This window comes from Williamsia phyllosphaerae (assembly GCF_014635305.1).
Classification (GTDB): domain Bacteria; phylum Actinomycetota; class Actinomycetes; order Mycobacteriales; family Mycobacteriaceae; genus Williamsia_A; species Williamsia_A phyllosphaerae.
Map to the genome: position 1 here is coordinate 1,423,227 of NZ_BMCS01000001.1, position 20,441 is coordinate 1,443,667.

19 protein-coding genes and 1 pseudogene are annotated in these 20,441 nt (G+C 68.6%); 14 read left to right on the top strand and 6 right to left on the bottom strand.

Features of this window, described 5'->3' with window-relative positions; genetic code table 11:
• Window positions 1–25 precede the first annotated feature (25 nt).
• On the bottom strand, window positions 26–1,237 hold the full coding sequence (locus IEV93_RS06640; protein ID WP_188488075.1) for an alpha/beta hydrolase family protein: 1,212 nt from the start codon (window positions 1,235–1,237) through the stop codon (window positions 26–28).
• A complete protein-coding gene (locus tag IEV93_RS06645) occupies window positions 1,234–2,469 on the bottom strand; it encodes an alpha/beta hydrolase family protein (protein WP_229704934.1) in 1,236 nt (411 codons plus the stop codon). The genes IEV93_RS06640 and IEV93_RS06645 overlap by 4 nt, the downstream gene beginning before the upstream one ends.
• Before the next feature lie 165 nt (window positions 2,470–2,634).
• Here IEV93_RS06645 and IEV93_RS06650 point away from each other — a divergent pair, with 165 nt between their 5' ends.
• Complete coding sequence (locus IEV93_RS06650; RefSeq protein ID WP_188490420.1) at window positions 2,635–3,066, top strand: GtrA family protein; 432 nt, start codon at window positions 2,635–2,637, stop codon at window positions 3,064–3,066.
• A gap of 33 nt (window positions 3,067–3,099) precedes the next feature.
• Window positions 3,100–3,918 (top strand): SDR family oxidoreductase, encoded by an 819-nt coding sequence (locus IEV93_RS06655; protein ID WP_188488079.1) that lies wholly within the window; start codon window positions 3,100–3,102, stop codon window positions 3,916–3,918.
• An 84-nt stretch (window positions 3,919–4,002) separates the two neighbouring features.
• Here the strand turns inward: IEV93_RS06655 and IEV93_RS06660 are convergent, their stop codons facing one another.
• Window positions 4,003–4,641, bottom strand: coding sequence for a TetR/AcrR family transcriptional regulator (locus IEV93_RS06660; protein WP_188488081.1), 639 nt, complete (start codon window positions 4,639–4,641; stop codon window positions 4,003–4,005).
• Between the two features lie 106 nt (window positions 4,642–4,747).
• Between IEV93_RS06660 and IEV93_RS06665 the strand changes: the two genes are divergently transcribed.
• From IEV93_RS06665 to IEV93_RS06700, 8 genes are read left to right on the top strand one after another with little or no spacing between them, the layout of a single operon-like run.
• Window positions 4,748–5,872 (top strand): VOC family protein, encoded by a 1,125-nt coding sequence (locus IEV93_RS06665; protein ID WP_188488083.1) that lies wholly within the window; start codon window positions 4,748–4,750, stop codon window positions 5,870–5,872.
• A complete protein-coding gene (locus tag IEV93_RS06670) occupies window positions 5,869–6,813 on the top strand; it encodes a fumarylacetoacetate hydrolase family protein (protein ID WP_188488085.1) in 945 nt (314 codons plus the stop codon). Before IEV93_RS06665 ends, IEV93_RS06670 begins: the two co-directional genes overlap by 4 nt.
• A complete protein-coding gene (gene mhpA, locus IEV93_RS06675) occupies window positions 6,810–8,375 on the top strand; it encodes a bifunctional 3-(3-hydroxy-phenyl)propionate/3-hydroxycinnamic acid hydroxylase MhpA (protein WP_188488087.1) in 1,566 nt (521 codons plus the stop codon). The genes IEV93_RS06670 and mhpA overlap by 4 nt, the downstream gene beginning before the upstream one ends.
• Window positions 8,372–9,568, top strand: a complete 1,197-nt coding sequence (locus IEV93_RS06680) for a cytochrome P450 (protein WP_188488089.1) — start codon at window positions 8,372–8,374, stop codon at window positions 9,566–9,568. Before mhpA ends, IEV93_RS06680 begins: the two co-directional genes overlap by 4 nt.
• Window positions 9,565–11,211, top strand: a complete 1,647-nt coding sequence (locus IEV93_RS06685) for an FAD-dependent monooxygenase (protein ID WP_188488091.1) — start codon at window positions 9,565–9,567, stop codon at window positions 11,209–11,211. The genes IEV93_RS06680 and IEV93_RS06685 overlap by 4 nt, the downstream gene beginning before the upstream one ends.
• 49 nt (window positions 11,212–11,260) lie before the next feature.
• On the top strand, window positions 11,261–11,929 hold the full coding sequence (locus IEV93_RS06690) for a TetR/AcrR family transcriptional regulator (RefSeq protein ID WP_188488093.1): 669 nt from the start codon (window positions 11,261–11,263) through the stop codon (window positions 11,927–11,929).
• Entirely contained in the window at window positions 11,868–13,505 is a 1,638-nt protein-coding gene (locus IEV93_RS06695; protein ID WP_188488095.1) for an acyl-CoA dehydrogenase family protein, read from the top strand. The genes IEV93_RS06690 and IEV93_RS06695 overlap by 62 nt, the downstream gene beginning before the upstream one ends.
• A 32-nt stretch (window positions 13,506–13,537) precedes the next feature.
• Window positions 13,538–14,569: an LLM class flavin-dependent oxidoreductase gene (locus IEV93_RS06700; RefSeq protein ID WP_188488097.1), complete on the top strand. Its 1,032-nt coding sequence runs from the start codon at window positions 13,538–13,540 to the stop codon at window positions 14,567–14,569.
• Here the strand turns inward: IEV93_RS06700 and IEV93_RS06705 are convergent.
• A complete protein-coding gene (locus tag IEV93_RS06705; RefSeq protein WP_188488099.1) occupies window positions 14,559–15,437 on the bottom strand; it encodes an LLM class flavin-dependent oxidoreductase in 879 nt (292 codons plus the stop codon). The genes IEV93_RS06700 and IEV93_RS06705 overlap by 11 nt on opposite strands.
• Before the next feature lie 214 nt (window positions 15,438–15,651).
• Between IEV93_RS06705 and IEV93_RS06710 the strand changes: the two are divergent.
• From IEV93_RS06710 to IEV93_RS06725, 4 genes and pseudogenes are all read left to right on the top strand, one after another.
• Window positions 15,652–15,900, top strand: a pseudogene (locus tag IEV93_RS06710) (BatC protein); the annotation flags it as partial.
• An 87-nt stretch (window positions 15,901–15,987) separates the two neighbouring features.
• A complete protein-coding gene (locus tag IEV93_RS06715) occupies window positions 15,988–17,199 on the top strand; it encodes a cupin domain-containing protein (protein ID WP_188488103.1) in 1,212 nt (403 codons plus the stop codon).
• On the top strand, window positions 17,196–18,131 hold the full coding sequence (locus tag IEV93_RS06720) for a ferredoxin family protein (RefSeq protein ID WP_188488105.1): 936 nt from the start codon (window positions 17,196–17,198) through the stop codon (window positions 18,129–18,131). Before IEV93_RS06715 ends, IEV93_RS06720 begins: the two co-directional genes overlap by 4 nt.
• Window positions 18,132–18,274: 143 nt before the next feature.
• On the top strand, window positions 18,275–18,859 hold the full coding sequence (locus tag IEV93_RS06725; protein WP_188488108.1) for a hypothetical protein: 585 nt from the start codon (window positions 18,275–18,277) through the stop codon (window positions 18,857–18,859).
• Between the two features lie 58 nt (window positions 18,860–18,917).
• On the opposite strand, the gene IEV93_RS06730 is transcribed toward IEV93_RS06725, so the two are convergent.
• Both IEV93_RS06730 and IEV93_RS06735 read right to left on the bottom strand, forming a co-directional pair.
• Window positions 18,918–19,715 carry a CPBP family intramembrane glutamic endopeptidase gene (locus IEV93_RS06730; RefSeq protein WP_188488110.1) on the bottom strand — a complete coding sequence of 266 codons (798 nt, stop codon included), beginning with the start codon at window positions 19,713–19,715 and terminating at the stop codon, window positions 18,918–18,920.
• A 34-nt stretch (window positions 19,716–19,749) separates the two neighbouring features.
• Entirely contained in the window at window positions 19,750–20,412 is a 663-nt protein-coding gene (locus tag IEV93_RS06735; RefSeq protein WP_229704935.1) for an ester cyclase, read from the bottom strand.
• Window positions 20,413–20,441 lie beyond the last annotated feature (29 nt).

Below are 20,441 nucleotides of genomic sequence, written 5' to 3' on the forward strand. Positions count from 1 at the left end.
GAATTCAAACTACGTCAGCGCGCGGTCACCGGGTGATCCGGTCGAGAAAGCGATCCGCATCGGGCAGGACCGCGCGGAGAACGCCGGGGTGGTCGGCTCCGGGGTAGACGCGCAGTTCCAGTGGTTGCCGGTTGGCTGTCATCTGCGCGGCCAACGACAGCGCCGCGGGGGCCGGCACGTTGACGTCGAGCAGGCCCTGTCCCAGCAACACCGGTCGCGTGTAGCCGCTGTCCGGGGTGCCGAGGTACCGCCGCAGCGCGGTGTAGATGCCGGGGATCGTGTCGATGGGTCGGGTGAACAGCTTCCGGAGGTCCAGTCCGCGGGCGAACGGCCGCAGCTGCTTGCCGCAGGTCGTGCCGGCGATGTCGGTGAGGCGGCGACCCAACGGGGTGAGGAGCGCGTTCACCGGCAGGTCGGGTCGGGCGTCGCGGAATCCCGCGAGGATGTAGAGCGCGTAGCCGTTGAGTGCGCGCGGCAGCATCACCGGCGGGAACTGCGGCCCGGCCAGCTGCAGGACCGACTCGATGTTGGCCGGTGCGCCGGTGGCGACCACGCCTCGATAATCGAGGCCCGATCCGGCCGTGAACTGTTGGGCGAACCGCGCCGTGCTCAGCGCCGCGCCCGCGCCCTGGGAGTGCCCGACCGCGACCCACTTCCGCGCGAGCGGTAGCGACATCTGCCGCGCGGCCACCATTGAGTCGGCCACCGAATGGGCCGCGGTGACGCCGTTGAGGTAGGACAGCAGCCCCGGAGTTCCCTGACCCACGTAGTCGGTCGCCACGACCGCGTACCCGCGAGCAAGCCAGTGGCCGAGGTAGGCGGCCTCGCCGGCCTCGTGCACCTGGGCCGACGGCGCGCAGTCGTCACCCATGCCGACAGTGCCGTGCGCCCACGCCATGATCGGCCAGCCACCGCGCGGGGGTGTCCCGCGTGGGATGAAGACCGCGCCGGTGCTCACCGCACGTCGGTCGAACTGGTTGGTGGTGGAGTACAGGATCCGGTGCGCACTCGCGGCGTTCGGCAACGACAGGCTCGGGGCCATCGCCCGGGTGGTGATCAACGTGCCCGCCTGCTGCGGGATCGGGCCGCTGTAGTCCCGCACGTCGAGCCCGGACCAGTCCGGCGCGGGCTCGGGGGTCAGCGCGGATGCCGGGCCTGCCGGGACCGTCGTCGCGACAACGGTCGCGGACATGAGGGCGACGACCGCGGCGGCGATCCGACGTCGAAGGGTGGTCATCGTTTCAGTATCCGCGCCAGGAACGGCGTCGAATCCGGTTGCGAGGCGTAGACCGTGCCGGAATGGTCCGACGTCGGGTAGACGTGCAGTTCGACCGGTTGGCGGTTGGCGGTCAGCTGTGCGGCCAACGACAGCGCCGACGGTGCGGGGACGTCGGTGTCGAGCAGCCCCTGCCCGAGGAAGATCGGCCGGTCGTACCCTTGCGCGGGGGTGCCCATGAACCGGTGCAGCGCCTCGTACGCACCGGGGATCGAGTTCACCGGGCGGCGGAAGAACGACCGCACATCCGCATCCGCGAGCTCCGTGCGCAGTTCCGGGTAGCAGACCGTCTCCGCGCGATCGGCGACCGCGCGTCCGCGTGGCGTGAGGATGCCGTCGATGTCGAGATCGGGTCGCGCCTCGCGGAGCGCGGCGAGGATGTAGGTCGTGTACGTCGTGAGCCCGACCGGCAGTTTCACCGGCGGGAAGGTCGGTCCGCCCAGCACGATGACCGACTCGATGTTCGCGGGCGTGCCGGTCGCGACGACGCCGCGGTAGTCCAGCGGCCACCCTCGGGAGAACTCGGTGGCCCGACGAGCGGCGTTCATCGCCGCGCCGGCGCCCTGGGACTGGCCGAGGATGGCCCAGCGGCGTGCGGTCGGCTCGCCCAGCTGGGTCAACGCCTTGACCGAGTCCACGATCGAGTGCGCCTCGGCGACCCCGTTGAGGTAACTCATCAGACCGGGGGTGCCCAGTCCGGCGTAGTCGGTGGCGACCACGGCGTATCCGCGGCGCAGCCAGTGCGAGAGGTAGTCGCTGTCGCGGGTGCTGCGGGGCTGCGCCGACGGCGTGCACGTGTCACCGATGCCGACGGTGCCGTGGGCCCAGGCGAGCACCGGCCACCCGCCGGCAGGTGCCGCACCACGGGGGAGGAACACGGCACCGGTGCTGACCGCGCGTCGGTCGTGCTGGTCGGTCGTCGAGTAGAGAATCCGGTACGCGCGTCCCGCACCGGGGATCGACAGCGCCGGGTCGAGCGTCGTGTGACGGACAAGCGTGCCTGCACGCGAGGGGATTTCCCCGGAGAAACCGCGGGCGTCGAGGCCGGAGTAGTTCGGGGTCCCGGTCGGTGGCAGGGTCTCGGTGGCCGCGGGCCGGGGTGGTGCGGCGCCCGCCGGGATGCCGCCGACGAGCAGGGTGGCGACGGTGGACACGGCGATGACGCTGCCGACGACAGCTGACCTGACACTCACGCTGCTGACCCTAGTGGCCGACCGCGGACCGTCGGGCACGAATCCGAAGCGCAGCGAAATGGTTTCCGTCCGCGGGCGAGGTTTAGGCTGATCGGCGTGTCCGATGACCAGCTCGCCGAGGGCGAACACCACTCGCATGACGAGTTCCGAACCCAGCACGCGCCGATGCCGATCGAGCTGCCGTTCGACGACGCAGAGGCGTCGACCGACGTCGACCTCAAGACGCAGCTGGTCCGGTTCGTCGTCACCGGTGCGGGGTCGGGTGTGCTCGACTTCGGCATCACGTTGCTGTTGCAGTACGTGCTCGGCGCGCCGTACTGGCTGGCCAAAACCGTCGGCTTCATCGCGGGCACCACGACGGCGTATCTCATCAACCGTCGGTGGACGTTCCGTGCCGAGCCGAGCCGCGCCCGTTTCATCGCGGTCATCGCGCTGTACCTCGTGACCTTCGCCGTCCAGGTCGGTATCTACTCGGCGCTGTCACACGTCTGGCCGGAAGAGATCCTGTACAGCCTGTTCGCCTACGTCATCGCCCAGGGCACCGCGACCGTCATCAACTTCGCCGTCCAACGGATCGTCATCTTCAAGATCCGCTGATGGTCGGACTCGGCTGATGGCTAGCATCGCCTGATGGAGATTGCAGGCACGGTCGCAGTGGTCACCGGAGGTGGTGCCGGTATCGGCGCCGCGATCGCGAGAGCGATCGTCGCCCACGGGGGGTCGGTGGTCGTCGCCGACCTCAACGCCGACCGCGTCGCAGCGGTGGCGGAGTCCATCAACGCCTCCGCGTCGAAGACGATTGCGGCGTCGGCCGCGGGCGACGTGTCCGATCCCGCGGTCATCGACCGGATCATCGCGACGGCGGAGGAACAATTCGGACCGGTCGACCTGTACGTCGCCAATGCGGGAACCACCGCGGGCATGGGGCTCGATTCCGATGACTCCGCCTGGCAGACCGCGCTCGACGTCAATGTGCTCGCGCACGTCCGCGCCGCCCGCGCGCTGGTGCCCGGATGGGTCGAGCGCGGACGCGGATACTTTCTCTCCACCGCCTCGGCGGCGGGGCTGCTCACGCAGATCGGGTCGGTCACCTACTCGGTGAGCAAGCACGCGGCCGTCGGGTTCGCCGAATGGCTGTCGGTCACCTACGGCGACAAGGGCATCGCGGTCAGTTGCCTCTGCCCGATGGGTGTCAACACCGAACTGCTCAACGCCGGATTCGAGACCGACCGTGACGGGGCGTCCGTCGCCGCCAGCGCGGTGACGAGCGCCGGCAACGTGCTCGAACCGGACGATGTGGCCGATGTCGTCATCGAGGCGCTGGGTGACGAACGGTTCCTGATCCTTCCGCACCCCGAGGTGCTGAAGATGTATCAGCACAAGGGATCCGACTACGGCCGCTGGATCTCCGGGATGCAGCGCTACCAGAAGGCCCTGACCGAGTCCTGAACCTGTCGGTCTGCTGAGATCCTGCACTGAGCGTGCGGGCGTTGGCCATACATCGATGCCGACCCGCTCAGAGCGGGATCTCAGTCATCCGAGAGTCGGCTGGATCAGTGGACGTCGGGACACCTCGGTGGCCTCCTCCTTGCTCAGACCGAACATGCGCAGCAGGCTCGCTGCGAGATGGTTTGCGACCGAGTCGGCGTCGAGGGACGGGTCGCGCGCCAGCATGTGCAGACAACCCAGCAACGACCCGGCGGTGTAGGACAGGGCGGCGGCGAGATCGTCGATGTCGAGTCGCCCCGATTCGGTGGCCTCCGCGAGATCGCGATAGGCCCGAGGGGCGAGACCGTCGGCGCTGTCGAGGTACTGGAAACCGACCTGGCTGATGGTCTGGGCCACCCTGGGGTGGGTTGCGCTCAGGCGCACCGACATCCGTACGCCGGCAGCGAACACCTCGGCCGGATCGGCCAGTCCGGCGGTGGTCTCGTCGAACAGCCGGCCGTGGAGTTCCAGCATCTCCGCGATCGCCGCGTCGAACAGCTCGGACTTGCTGGTGAAGTGGTTGTAGAAGGACCCCAGGCCGACGTCGGCGAGGTCGGTGATGTCGGAGATGGACGCCTCGGTGCCCTTCGGGGTCGCCAACAGCTGGCAGGCCGCGTCGATCAGCGCCGAGCGGGTACGGGCCTTGCGGCGGTCGAGCCGGTTACCGCCGGAGGTCTCGGACACCCGGTCATCGTAGTGCCTTCATGAGTGAATCCGATTCCAGAACTGAACCCTCTTGACGATGAATCAGTCAGAAGTGACGATTTGTTCAGAAGACAGGAGGTCACCGATGACAACCCCAGCGGACACCGCGCACGCCGATCTCCACAGCGAGTTCGGCGCCCACCCCGGCGATCCGGACGACCGCGCCGCGCAGCCGGTCATCAAGATCGTCGACATCGCGTGGTTGGAGTTCGAGAAGCAGAACATCGCGCAGGCCGAACGGTTCGCCCACGATTTCGGTTTCACCACCGTCTCGCGCACCGCCGACGAGCTGTCACTCCGTGGCACGTGGTCGGGTGCACCCTGCATCCTGATCCGCCGCTCGCACCGGTCGCGTTTCGTCGGTCCGGCGTTCCGTGCGGCGGGTCATGACGACCTCCTGCGGTTGTCGCGGGAGACCGGTCGACGCGTGTACCCGCTCGGCGACCTCGGCGGATCCGCCATCGACCTCACCGACCCGTCGGGGATGTCGGTGCGGGTCGTCGCCGGCCTCACCGACCTACCGTCGCTGCCCGATCAGCACCCGCTGACGTACAACTTCGGCGGTAAGGTCGAGCGATTCAACGCGATCCAGCGGCCGCCGCGCGAGCCCGCCCGCGTTCAGCGTCTGGGTCACGTGGTGATCGAGACGCCGCGGTTTCGCGAGAACCTGGCCTGGTATCAGGAGATGCTCGGCATGATCGTCAGCGACTTCCTCTTCTTTCCCGGACAACGCAGCCGTGGTCCTGCCATGGCCTTCATCCGGTGCGATCGCGGCAGCGAGATGGCCGACCATCACACCCTGGCGATGACGCTGGGGCCGATGTCGCGGTACGTCCACAGCGCCTATCAGGTGGCCGACCTCGACGCAGTCGCCGCCGGGGGCGCCTACCTCGCCGACCGCGGGTACCACCACGCCTGGGGGATCGGCCGCCACATCCAGGGCAGTCAGCTGTTCGACTACTGGCGCGACCTCGACAAGTTCATGGTCGAGCACTTCGCCGACGGCGACATGTTCGACAGCACGGTCGAGGCGGGATGGGCGCCGTTCACCGCCAGCGGTCTCGCCCAATGGGGGCCGCCGGTCACCCGGGACTTCCTCGGCGCCAACCCCGATCCCGAGCTCCTCAAAGGCTTCCTATCGGGTCTGAAGAACGACAACGAGTTCGACGTCCACCGACTGCTCGGTCTACTGAAAGTTGCCCGCTCATGACCACGACCGTCCTCCGTACCGCCACCGGCTGGTGGGTCCAGCGTTCGGAGACCGCCCACCCGATCCGCACCGACGCGACCACCACAGGTGAATTGCTCGCCGACCGCGCCGCCATCGATGACGCGGCGACCGGTGGCGACGACGGTGCTACCCCGGTGGCCGACCTGGACCTGCTCTCGCCGGTCACCGCACCGTGCCGCGTCGTCGCGCAGATGGTCAACTACCGCAGCCACGCACAGGATTCGGGCATCGATCCCGACCGGGTGTCGGCGACCTTCTTCCGCAAGTCGTCGGGGTCGATCACGGGTCCGTTCGACGAGATCGTGAAGCCGGCGCACGTGAAGCTCCTCGACTACGAGGTCGAGATCGGACTGGTCGCGGCGAGGTCGCTCGAGGTGGGGACCACCGTCACCGCCGACACCCTCGGCGAGTTCTTCGCGGGCGTCGTCGTCACCAACGACGTCAGCGCCCGCGACATCCAACTGCCGAAAACCCAGTTCTACGAGTCGAAGTCGTACCCGACCTTCACCCCGGTCGGTCCCGCGCTGGTCCTGCTCAGTCACGAGGAATGGCGTCGATTCGACCAGCTGCGACTGCAGCTGTGGGTCAACGGCGAGCGCCGTCAGAACGGCCGCGTCGGCGGCGACATGATCATCGACCCGGTCAGCGCGTTGAGCGTGCTGACGGGGTTCCAGCGACTCGACGCCGGTGACCTGATGTTGACCGGCACACCCGGCGGCACCGCCCTGTCCGCGCCGCCGAAGCCGATCGAGATGATCGGGGCGCTCATCCCGCCGCATGTGAAGTGGAAGCAGTTCTTCAAACGCCAGGCGTCGAACCCGAAGTACCTCGCCGACGGCGATGTCGTCGAGGTGCGTATCGCGACCGACGACGGGGCCATCGAGCTGGGACGTCAACGCTGCCACGTGAGATACGCGTGACCTCTCCGCGCGACCCCGTCGTGATCGTGGGCGCGGGGCCGGTCGGTGTCGCGTGCGCCCTGTTGCTGGCGAAGCGCGGGCTGCCCAGCGTGGTGCTCGAACGTCATCGCGAGGTCTACGCGTTGCCCCGTGCGGTGCATCTCGACGACGAGGTGTTCCGCATCCTCCAGGCGGTCGGTGTCGCCGACGAGTTCGCGTCCGACACCCGCCCCATGCCCGGCATGCGGCTGATCAACGGCCGCCGACGCGTGATGACGGAGTTCGCACGCAACACCGCCGACGGACGCAACGGCTACCCGCCGGACAGCATGTTCGACCAGCCCGACCTCGAACGGATCCTGTTGGCCCACGCAGCGACGGAGGACTTGATCGATCTGCGACGCGGCTGCGAGGTCACCGAGATCGCCGCCGGGCGTCGGCCCACGGTCTGCTTCCGGAACGCCGACGAGCAGACCGAGACGATAGACGCCGCTGCGGTGATCGGGTGCGACGGCGCGAACAGTTTCGTCCGCGAACAGCTCGGCATCACCATGCGCGACTTCGACTTCGACGAGCAATGGTTGGTCATCGACGTCCGCACCCCGACACCGCTCGACGTGTGGGACGGAGTCCACCAGATCTGCGATCCCGCCCGCGCCGCCACGTTCATGCCGGTGACCGGCAACCGGTACCGGTGGGAGTTCCGCGTCTTCGACGGGGAGGATCTGGAGTCGCTTCGCTCGCCCGAGAAGCTGCGAGAACTGTTGACGCCGTGGATGACACCTGCCGAGCTCGAGGAATCCGAGGTGATGCGGCAGGCGTTCTACACCTTCCGCGCGCGGGTGGCCCGCACGTGGCGCGTGGACCGTGTCTTTCTCGCCGGCGATGCGGCGCACCAGACCCCTCCGTTCGTGGGACAGGGCCTCGGGTCCGGACTCCGCGATGCGATGAATCTCAGCTGGAAGCTCGCCGACGTCCTCGACGGCGATGCGTCCGAGACGATCCTCGACACCTACGAATCCGAGCGCAGACCGAACGCCACCCGAATCGTCTTGATGGCCCTGGCCGTCGGATGGGCCCTGACCGGTGGTCAGGACGCTCTCGCATCGGTACGACGGGCGGTGGTCGCGGCCGCGTGCCACATACCCGGGATCGGCAACGCGCTGCCCGAGGGCACCCCGCCCCTGGGGCGCGGCCCGCTCGTCGAACGCCGCGGTCTGCGCAACCGGTTGAACGGCAGCATCTTCCCGCAACCGTGGGTACGCACCGACGACGGTGCCCGCCGCCTCGACGACGTGACCGGCTCCGGCTACACCCTGGTGACCCGGGGCCCCCTCGATCCGTCCACGGCCGCTCGGGTCGTCGAGGCCGGTCTGCATCACGTCGATGCCGATGCGTTGCGCTGTGTGCCGTCGGGGAACCCCACGCCGGCGGCCCTGATGCGCAGGCACCGGGCGCACGCCGTCCTCGTCCGTCCCGATCGCGTGGTGCGCGCGACCGCCCACACCGCCGCCGACGTCGCAGGCCTCGTCTCGATGCTGCACGCCCGAACCATGCCCGGAACACACCAGGTGGCCCGATGACCTCCCTGATCACACGCCCGCGTCGAGCGGCACGACGCAACGCACCCGTCGTCGACGTCGACCTGTACGGGCCGTCGGCGCTGATCGACCCGCAACCGGTGTACCGGCGGATACGTGACGCCGGGCCGGTGGTCTGGTTGCCCGAGCACAAGGTGTGGGCGATGGGGCGTTTCGACGACGTGCGCGCCGCGCTCCGTGACGATGTGACCTTCCGCAGCGGCCGCGGGGTAGCCGCAAACCCCGTCGCCAACCTGCTCGGCCGCAAGACCGTGCTCAACAGCGACGACGAACGGCATTCGACGCGACGCCGAATCCTCATGGAATCGCTGATGTCCCGGGCGATCCGCCCGTCGCTGCCCGTCCTGCGCGACGAGGCCGAGGCCACCGTCGATCGACTTCTGCAGCGCGAATCATTCGACGGCATCGCCGATTTCGCATCGCGTCTTCCCGTCGCCGCGGTGGCCGACCTCGTCGGGGTGCGTGTGGGTCCACAGCAATTGTTGACCTGGGGCGCCGGCACATTCGACATCCTCGGTCCGGTCAACCGCCGCACCCTGGACGCGACCCCGACCGCACTGGGGCTGTTCCTGTACACGACGCGGCTGCGCCGATCTCGCGTCACGCCGGACGGATGGGCCGCCAGCGTCTTCGACGCCGCCGACCGCGGCGAGCTCACCAAGTCCGAAGCACGCACGATGGTGATCGACTTCGTGGCCCCCAGCCTCGACACCACCATCCTCGCGACCGGGCAGCTGTTGTGGAGTCTGGGACAGAACCCGCAGCTCTACGCACAACTCCGGGCCGAGCCCGACCTCATCCCCACCGCGGTGGTCGAGGCGGTACGCCTGTCCTCGCCCATCCGCGGTTTCACCCGAACAGTCGCCCACGACACCGACATAGGCGACGTGCGCCTGCACGCCGGTGAGCGGGTCGTGATGCTCTACGCCGCAGCGAACATGGACGAACGGCATTTCGACGATCCGGAGTCGTTCTCGCTGCACCGCCGTGGCAGCAACCTCGGATGGGGACACGGGATGCACACCTGCGTCGGGATGCAGTTGTCCAAACTGGAGATGCAGACACTGCTGCAGGTGCTGATCACCCGGGTCTCGACCATCGAGGTCAGCGATCCGGTCCCACTGTCGAACAACTGCCTGCAGGGGTTCGACTCCTTCCGAGCGAGGTTCACATGACCACCGGCCACACCGGCGCCGCCGCCGCCGCCCCCAACCGGGAGGTCGATGTGATCATCGTCGGACTCGGACCCACCGGCGCCACCGCGGCGAACCTGCTCGGCCAACGCGGGATCTCCACCCTCGTCGTGGAACGCGACGACACCATCTACCCCCGGCAGCGGGCGATCGCCTCCGACGAGGACGCACACCGGGTCTGGCAGAACCTCGGCTTGTTCGACGAGATGCTCGCGACCATGTCGTCCGACATCCGGGTGCACTTCAAACACGGCAACCGCACCTTCATGTCCATGCAGGGCAACGAGAGTCGCGGCCAGGGAGTGCCGGGTACCGCGTTCTACCACCAGCCCGAGCTCGAACGGGTGCTGCGCCAGGGCATCCGCCGCTTCCCGATGGTCGACACCGTCGTCGGGATGGAGGCAGTGGGCCTCACCCAGGACGAGGACTCGGTGACGGTGACCCTGCGTCCGATCAACGGCGAACCGGAGCAGACCGTGACCGGCCGTTACGTCATCGCCTGCGACGGCGGTTCCAGCTCGATTCGCAAACTGTCCGGAATCGGACTGCCGGGCAGGCACATCGAAGAGCAGTGGTTCGACATCCAGTTGCGTGCCTGGTACGACCTGCCCACCAACGCACCCCTCGACTTCACGTTCATCTCCGACCCGGCACGTCCGGGCGTCGATTGTCCGTGTCCCATGGGCTACCACCGTGTCGAGTACCGGGTCAACAAGGGCGAGACCGTCGAGCAGCTGCAGACCGAGGCCGGACTGCGCGGCCTGCTCGCCGAACGCGGTATCGACTACGACAATGTCGAGATCTTCCGCAGCTGGGGCTACACCTTCCACATCCGTCAGGCCGAACGGTGGCGCGACCGCCGGGTGTTCCTCGCCGGCGACGCCGCCCACATCATGCCGCCGTTCGCCGGGCAGGGGGTCTCGTCCGGCGTCCGCGACGTCGCGAACCTCTGCTGGAAGATCGACGCCGTCCTCAACGCCCGGGCCGGCGAGGATCTGCTGGATTCCTACGAACCAGAACGACGCCCCAACGTCGAGCAGCTCACGAGGTTCAGCCTCACCATCGGCGGGGCGGTCATGTTGGGAAGCCGGGTTGCCTCGCATCTGCGTGACGCGGTCTTCATGGCGGCAACAAAGATCCCCCTGCTGGGCAACTGGCTGACCGGAATCGGGCCCAAGCCGCTCTACCGGCTGGGAACCGCCGGGGGGTTCTTCGCCGACACCCGGCGGGGTCGTCGCCGGAGCCTGCGGGGCGACTTCATCAAGCAGCCCTGGGTCTCGGGAGCGAACCACACCCCGGTTCGTCTCGACACCGTGCTCGACAACCGCTGGGCGTGGGTCGGGTTCCCCGAGTCACCCATCCCGCAGGCGTTGGCCAACGCCGGGGTCGCGGAGATCAAACTCGATTACGCCTCCGCCATCGCCGACCACAACGTCGCCGCCGGACGCCACGTCGACACCGAGCGCATGCTCGAACGCCAACTACGCCACGGCCGCGTCCACGCCGTATTGGTGCGCCCCGACCGGTTCATCTACGCCGGGGACCGAGAACTGAGCCGATCCGACATCGACCGGGTCGCCGCCGCCGTGGTCACCGACCTCCCCCTCACCGCGCAGGCCTCCTGACTCGCTCCGACCGTTGACGTAAGAACGGAACCGGTGTTCACTGCTTGACATGGCGTATCGCCGCACTCCAGCGGTTCAACAACGACTCGACGATCTCAGGTCGCGGCTCGTCGACGCCGCGATCGCCCAGGTGGCCGAGCACGGGTACGCGGGTTGCTCGATCAACGCGGTGGCCACGGCCGCCGGGGTGGGTACCGGCACCGTCTACCGACACTTCGCGAACAAGGGTGAGCTGTTCACCGAGGTGTTCCGCATCGTCTGCACCCACGAGGTCGACGCCATGGCCGACGCGGGGGCGCGGGCCCGGGACCGAGACGGCCGCTGGGTCGAGGCGGTCACCGCGTCGGTGTGCACCTTCGCCGAGCGGGCTCTGCGCGCACCGACCCTCGCCTACGCCCTGCTCGCCGAACCGGTCGATCCCCAGGTCGACACCGAACGGCTCCGATTCCGGGAGGCCTTCCGCGACGCGATCGCCATCGCCATCGACGCCGCGGTCGATGCCGACGAGATCCCGCCGCAGGACAGCGCCTTCACCGCGGCCTGCATCGTCGGCGCCATCGGCGAGTCGTTGGTCCTGCCCCTGGCGCGCGGCGTCGCCGACCCGTCCGTCATCCCGTCCATCACCACCTTCACCCTCCGATCACTAGGGAGTTCCGATGCACACCACCCACGAGGTCTTCAATCAGGTTCCGCCGCTGCAGGATTACGATGCGGCTGAGTACGCCCCGATCCTCGAGGCCCTGAGTCGCGAGGGTGCCGACGACGCGCTGGAGACCATCCACGAGGTGGGCCGCGCGGCGGGAAGCGCCGACGCGCAGCGCCTCGGCGACCTCGCCGAGGAACACCCGCCCGTCCTGCACACCCACGACCGCTACGGCCACCGCGTCGACGAGGTCGTCTACGACCCCGCCTATCACCAGTTGATGACGAAGGCCGTCGATCTCGGTCTGCACGCCGCGCCCTGGGCCGACGACAACTCGCACGCCCACCTCATCCGAGCCGCCAAGCTGTCGGTGTGGGGGCAGGTCGACGCCGGGCATCAGTGCCCAATCTCGATGACCTACGCCGTGGTCCCGGCGTTGCGCCACAACGCCGAACTGGCCGCGCAGTACGAACCGCTGCTGTCCAGCCGTGTCTACGACCCGACGCTCGCCGTGCCACTGACCAAGCCGGGCCTCATCGCCGGGATGTCGATGACCGAGAAGCAGGGCGGATCCGATGTCCGCTCCGGCACCACGCGCGCGGTCCCGCAGGCCGACGGCAGCTATCTGATCACCGGGCACAAGTGGTTCACCTCGGCGCCGATGTCGGACGTGTTCCTGGTCCTGGCGCAGGCCCCCGGCGGCCTGTCGTGTTTCTTCCTCCCGCGTGTGCTGCCCGACGGCACCCGTAATCGGATGTTCCTGCAGCGCCTCAAGGACAAGCTCGGCAACCACTCCAACGCCAGCAGCGAGATCGAGTACGACGACGCGACGGCGTGGCTGGTCGGCGAGGAGGGCCGCGGAGTCCCGACCATCGTCGAGATGGTCAACATGACCCGTCTCGACTGCATCATCGGATCGTCGACGGGCATGCGTGCAGGCGTCCACCAGGCCACCCACCACGCGGTGCACCGCAGCGCGTTCGGGGCGGCGCTCGTCGACCAACCGCTGATGCGCAACGTCCTCGCCGATCTCGCCGTCGAGGCCGAGGCGTCGAGCACCGTCGCGATGTGGCTGGCCGCGCTCACCGACCGGGCCACCGCGGGGGACGACCGCTCCATCGGACTGCGACGGATCTCGTTGGCCGTCAGCAAGTACTTCGTCTGCAAGCGCGGTCCGATCCACGCGGCCGAGGCCCTGGAGTGCCTGGGCGGCAACGGATACGTGGAGGAATCCCGGATGCCGCGGCTGTACCGCGAGGCGCCGCTGCTGTCGGTGTGGGAGGGCTCGGGCAACGTCGCGGCGCTCGACACCCTGCGCGCCATGGTCAAGCAGCCGGAGACCCTGCAGATCTTCTTCGACGAACTCGACAGCGCCGCTGACTCCGACCCCCGACTCGACGCGGCGGTGGCCGCGCTGAAGGACCAGTTCTCCGACTTCGACACGATGCAGCACCGCGCGCGTCGGGTGGTCGGCGACATGGCGCTCGCGCTGCAAGGATCGTTGCTCGTGCGTTACGGTCACCCGTCGGTCGCCGACGCCTTCTGCGCGAGTCGCCTCGCGGGGGACTGGGGCAGCGTCTTCGGGACGTTGCCCACCGGCGTCGACACCGCCGCGATCATCGACCGCGCGACCCCCAAGATGGGGTCGTAGCGACAAGGTCCGTTCGAAAGGGACTCACCAGCATGCAGATCGGTATCGACAACTTCGTCTCGTACGTCGTCGAATACGACACCGGGCGGGAGATCGATGCCCCGACCCGCATCGCGGACCTGCTCGAGGAGGTCGAACTCGCGGACCGATCCGGCGTCGACATCTACGGGATCGGCGAGCACCACCGCGCCGACTTCTACGACTCGGCACCGACGGTGCTGCTGGCCGCAGCGGCGGCCCGCACCACCGACATCCGGCTCACCAGCGCGGTGTCGGTGCTCTCGGCCGAGGACCCGGTCCGGCTCTTCCAGCAGTTCGCGACCATCGACCTCATCTCCGGCGGGCGTGCGGAGATGGTCGTCGGCCGTGGTTCGTTCACCGAGGCGTTCCCGTTGTTCGGTCTCGACTTCGAGGACTACGACTCGCTGTACGCCAACAAGCTCGACCTGCTGCTGAAGATCCGCGAGGACCCGTCGTCGGTGAGCTGGTCGGGGCGTCACCGCGCGCCTCTGACCGGTCAAGGTGTCTACCCCCTGCCGGTGCAGGACCGGATCCCGGTGTGGCTCGGCGCCGGTGGCAGCCCGGAGTCCTTCGTCCGCGCCGGCCGGCTGGGATTGCCGCTCATGGTCGCGATCATCGGTGGCGAACCGCGGCGATTCCTCCCCCTCGTCGAGCTCTACCGCGACGCGGGTCGCCGGTCCGGATTCGGTCCGGAGGAGCTCAAGGTCGGAATCCACGTTCCCGGTCTCGTCGCCGACACCGACTCCGCCGCTGCGGAGGCCGCCTACCCCGGCTGGCAGGACCTGTTCGGCAACGTTGCGCGGGAGCGCGGATTCCCCATGCCGGGTCGGGCAGAGTTCGACGCCATGACGGGCCCGCACGGGTCGCTGTTCGTCGGCGATCCCGACACCGTCGCCGACAAGATCGGGCGGGTGTCCGACGACCTCGGCGGCCTCGACCGGCTGACCGTGCAGATGACCAACACCAAGCTGCCGCACCCGGCGATGCTCCGTGCGATCGAGCTTCTCGGGACGCAGGTGAAGCCGAAGGTCCTCAGCCGTTGACCTTGCTGATCACGTTGTCGGCGAACATCCGCAGGTTGTCGAGCTTGCGTTGCAGCGGCTCGGTGTCGGGGCCGTTGATGTAGGGGATCCGGAAGCCGACGATGACGTCGGTGATCCCCTTGTCCTCCAGGCGCTTACAGCCGTCGGGGGTGTAGGCGTCGTAGGAGATGACGTGGATCTCGAAGGGGTCGTTGAGCTTTCCCTCGCCCTTGCGGATGTCGTGCAGCTTGGCCAGCAGCGCGTCGAGCTCCTCGGGTTGGCCACCACCGTGCATCCAGCCGTCACCGCGGACCACCGCGCGCTTGAGCGCGAGGTCGGCGTGCCCGCCCACCAGCAGGGGGATCGGCTCGGTCGGCGCGGGGCTCATCTTGATCCGTTGGAAGTCGTAGAACTCGCCGTGGAACTCGAAGTACTCACCGGTGGACAGCCCCCGGATGATGTCCATGCACTCGTTCATCCGCTTGCCGCGGCGCTTGAAGTCGACGCCCATGATGTCGTAGTCCTCCGGCCATGGGCTGGTGCCGACGCCGAGCGCGAGACGGTTGTTCGTCATGTAGGCGACCGACATCGCCTGCTTGGCGACGAGTACCGGCGGGCGAACCGGCAGCTTCAGCACGAACGGGTTGAAGCGGATCGTGCTCGTGACCGCGCCCATGGCCATGGCCTGGATGAAGGTCTCGATGAACGCCTTGCCGTCCAGGAACTCGCGGTTGCCGTCCTCGGTGTAGGGGTAGGTGGAGTCGGACTCCTCCGGGTAGGCCAGGGAGTCGGGGATGGTGAAGCCCTCGTAGCCCGCCTCCTCGGCCGCCACCGCGAGATCGGGGTAGAACCGTGGGTCGGTCATCGCCTCGGCAAACGTGAATCGCATCGGTGGTCTCCTCGCTCGGACTACGTCCCACGATTAGAACACGTTCTACCTTGTCCACTGTTCGAATCGACGGTCCCCGGAGGCGAATCGGGCGGCAATACCAGCCTTGCCGCCACCGAGATCGCTGTGCCCCCAACGGCCGCGGCGACCCACCCGCCGGTGGTAGACAAGAGGGGTTGGATCTCTGCACAGACCACGCGACGAAAGGCACATCATGGCTCTCGACGATGACGACATCACCACCAGCAACGGCGGCGGCGAAGGTCCTGCCGACGGCGGTTCGAACCCCGGCGGACACGACGGCGGAGCGGACGGCTCGGCCGGCGCGGGTGAAGGTCCTGCCGACGGCGGCTCGAATCCCGATGGACATGACGGCGGCGCGGACGGCTCGGCCGGCGGCGAGGGCCCCGCGGACGGCGGCTCGAACCCCGATGGACACGACGGTGGCGCGGACGGCTCGGCCGGCGCGGGTGAAGGTCCTGCCGACGGCGGCTCGAACCCCGGCGGACACGACGGTGGCGCGGACGGCTCGGCCTGAGAAGTTGATTCGATGCTGAGCCGCTGCATCTCGGTCGACCCCGGGACCTTCGAGCGCGAACACTGGGGTCGGTCGCCGCTGCTCAGCAGAGCGACGTCGCTGCCCCGCGATTTCGGCGATCTGCTCTCGACGCATGCCGTCGACGAGTTGCTCGCCGAACGCGGGGTACGCGCGCCGTTCATCCGATTGGCCAAGAACGGGTCCCTTATCGATCGCAGCCGGTTCCTCGGTCCGGCCGGGGTGGGCGCCGAGATCGGTGATCAGGTCGACTCGGCGAAGGCGTTGGCGCAGTTCGCCGACGGCGCCTCTATCGTGCTACAGGGACTCCATCGGCTGTGGCCGCCCGTCATCGACTTCGTCCGTGATCTCGTCGACGACCTCGGACACCCCGTGCAGGCGAACGCCTACATCACCCCGCCGGGCAGCCGGGGATTCGATTCGCACCACGACGTGCACGATGTGTTCGTGCTGCAGATCGCGGGACGCAAACACTGGACCGTGCACCGACCGGTCTTCACCAACCCGCTCGAGACGCACCCGTGGACCGACTTCCGGGCGTCGATCACCGATCGCGTCACCGAGGAACCCACGATCGACACCGACCTGTACCCGGGGGACGCGCTCTACCTGCCGCGCGGATGGCTGCACTCCGCACGTACCGCCGACGAGACGGCGATCCACCTGACCATCGGGGTGCCCGCGTTGACCCGGGTCGACGTGGCCCGCGCCGCGATCGACCGCGTGGCCTCCGCGGTCGCCGACCTGCGCGCGTCACTCCCGATCGGCATCGACCCCGGCGATCACGACGCCCTGGAGGCGGAGTCGACCAAGGTCCTGCTCGCCTTCGCCGACCAAATCCGTGACCGCGCACAGGAATGGGGCTCGGCGGTCGCCGACGACCTCACCCGCACCTTCGCGAGCCGCACCCGACCCGCCGCGGTGCGCCCGCTGGCGACCCTGGAGGCGATGGCCGCCGCGGACACCACACCCGTCCGGTGGCGACACGGACTGATCACCTCGGTGTCCGAGGACGACGGCCGCGTGCGCCTGCGTCTGACGGATCGCGTCGTCGAGTTCCCGGCGATCTGTGCGCCCGCCGTCCGTCACCTGCGCGACGGGCACGCTGCGACCGCCGACACTCTTCCCGGACTCGACGCAGCGGACGGGGCGGTGGTGATCCGACGGCTCCTCCGCGAGGCCATCGTGGTCCCGACCACTTCATGACCCTGCCCTCCGATGGTGCACCGCCACAGCGGCCCACCGTTCTGCCGATCCCGCCGTGTAGCGATCAGTCCCTCGCCCGCGACGAACCCCTGTTCGCGACGGCATCCCTCGGATTCGCCTGGCTGCTGCTGGAAATGGAAGGGCCGTGGGGGCATTCGGCCTTCATGCAGTCGCCGCGAATCCTCGATCGCGACCTCGGGCGGGCCATCGTCCGACGTGCCGAAGCCGCGTCGATGCGGATCGTCGCGATCCGCCGGCCCGGTCGTCGCTCGGCGACGCCACGGTGGCGGTGGTTCATCGCCCAGACCCGGCCACAGGGGTCGGTGCTCTATCAGGGCGAGGTGGCCGGACCGCAGGACTACCTCGACATCCCCCTCGACGGATCGGCGGGCGTACGGGTCGACGGGCCGCTCACGGCGGTCTGTGCGCACGGCAAACACGACCGGTGCTGTGCGGTGCGCGGTCGGGGTGCAGCCGCCGCCCTCGTCGCCCACGATCCGGAGAACACCTGGGAGTGTTCACATCTCGGCGGCGACCGGTTCGCCGCGACGATGGTGGTGCTGCCCGAGGGGCTGAGCTACGGACGGATCGACACCGCCGACCCCGTCGATCTGCTGACCCGGTACGCCGACGGCCGGGTCCACGAGCGGTTCCTGCGCGGACGGACGTGCGTCTCGCACGCCGTGCAGGCCGCCGAGCACTACCTCCGGGACGCCACCGGCGACGACCGCATCGAGGCGTTCACCACGCTCGACGTCGAGGAGGCGGGTGACCGCGTGCGGGTGAGTCTGGCCGTCGCGCAGGGGTCGCGGTGCACGGTCTCGCTCCGCGTGGTCATGTCCGAACCCCTGCTCTCGACATGCGACGCGCGCATCCCCGGCAGCGTGCGCCGGTTCGAACTGGAATCCCTGGACTTCGACGACCCGGCCTGACCCCGCCGTCGTACCCGCGCGCCGGTGGGTGGACGACCATCTCCACCCGGACTCCACCCGTGGGACCACGACATCTCGGCGCGCGATTCCTACCGTTGAACCATCGGTCGTCGCAGGACGTCCCCGTCGAGAAGGGAATCGAGATGTCGTACCTACGAGGGTTTCTCCCGTTCATCGGATTCATCACCCTGTCCCACTTCGGGTGGCAGTGGGGTGCGGCAGGAGCCGCGGTGCTGGCCGTCGCGATGCTCGTTGCCGACCGTCGTGCGGGGGCGTCCTGGGACACCCAGATCCTGGCGATCGGGTCGATCGCCTTCTTCGCGGTGCTCACCCCGATCGCGTTCGCGGAGCCGCACGCCGCCGTAGCCGCGTACTGCGGCACGATGTCGGTCGGCTGGCTGGCACTGGTGGCCTGGGCGAGCATCGCGATCGGCACGCCCTTCACCATGGGGATCGCGCGCAGGCAGGTTTCGTCCGACGTGGCGGCTTCCCCGGCGTTCCGGCGTCTCAACGTGGTGATCACCGCCGCCTGGGCCGGCGCGTTCACCGTCTCAGCGGTACTGACCGTCGTCCTGATGAACCAGGCGGGGTGGATGACGGTCGCCGCGTCGGTGGTCTGCTTCGCGGCCCCGATCCTGTTCACCCGGATCTACGTGGCCCGGGTGCGGGCGGCTCACGTGGCGCTGTCGGACCGCTTGGCCGTCGAGGAATTCGCCGAGGCTGTCTAGGTCGCTCCCGCGACTCAGATCGACTCCCGCGACGGAGATCCCTGTCGCGAGAGTCGATTCATGTCGCGGGAGGAGAGGGCGTCGGCTGGGCCGGCACCTCGATGTGTCGACGGGCGAAGAACAGCGCGAGGCCGAGGACGGGATAGAGCAGGATCGGTGCCAGCGAACCCGGGTAGGTGTCCTGGTCGACGAGGATGGACGTCCCGGACAGGATAGAGAAGTCGAAGAGTCCGTGGATGATCGAGTTCAGAGCATTACCCCGCGACACCCGTCGGATGAGGTAGAAGAAGTAGCCGGCCAGACTCACCGCGATGGCCTGGGGAATCGCGCTCGCGCCGTGACCGATCGCGTTCGACAGATGCACCGCACCGAAGATGACGCTCGACCACAGCGCGACCTTCCCCTCGGTCAGCCCGCGGTCCCGGAGGACGGTCACGCCGACACCACGGAACATGCCCTCCTCGCCCCACCCGACGAACTGGGTGACGAGCAGGAGCAGCAGGACGAAGCCGAGGTCCTTCTCCGCCAGCGCGGAGTAATCGATGCCGACGACGATGGCCACCACGAAGGCCGCCGGCACCACCCACACCCATCGACTCGTCGGGCGGTCGTCGCGCAGGACCGGTCGCCACCAGCGCAGTGCGGCGATGACGGCGCCGGTGAACACCAGTGCCGCGCCCAGCGGAACGGCCATCGTGAACACCACCCCGCGTGTGGTGGTTGTCGAGTCCTCGCCGCTCGCATGCTGTATCAGCAGGCCGCCCACCTGGATGATCGCCAGGTACACCGCCACGATCGCGACGAATCCGAGTAACCCGAGTCGTCTGCGTGGGTGGGACGCCGCAACGTCTGTCATGACAGCGAACGTACGGTTCGCCGGGTGCCCTCCGCTAGTTGCGCGCGGGTGCGGAGGCGACTGTCACCAGTCCGGCCTGTTGCAGGAACGTCAGGTTGTCCTCGAGGTGCCAGTCCTCGACGATCTTTCCCGCGGTCCCGACGTGCTGGATGTCTATGGCGCCGAACCGGATCGGTTGTCCGGCACCCCGCACACCGTTGTAGGTCCCGGTGAAGGTTCCGGCGAACACCAGGCGCGCGGTGAACGTGTCGCCGGTGACGTACAGGTCGGCCAGTTCGCACGTCAGGTCCGGGATCGCAGCGCGGAACGTCGAGGACGCGGCGACCGGCCCCGTGGGTCCCTGTGGCCGTCCGCTGGGCAGCGTGTTGTCGCGGAACTCCGGACCCACCGCCGCGTCGAGACGCGCGGTGTCGCCGGTGTTCCAGAACGTGTAGAGCTGCTGTGCGACATGGACGACGGCTCGATCGCGGTCGGTGTCGGTCGAGGCGACGTGAACCGACGCCGGTCGGACGAGTCCGGGCGTACGGTCGATCAGCGAATGCGGGTCCGGCGGGGCGGCGGGGTGCGAGCTGCAAGCCGACGCCACGACGGCGATGAGCGCGATCAGCACAATCATCTGGTGATCGAGAAGGTGTCGCAGGGTGCGTGGCGGCTGGGGGCGGTAGTTCGCCGTCGGTGTGGTGTCAGAGGTTGTCATGAGCTGCACGGTATGGAAAACATATCGGT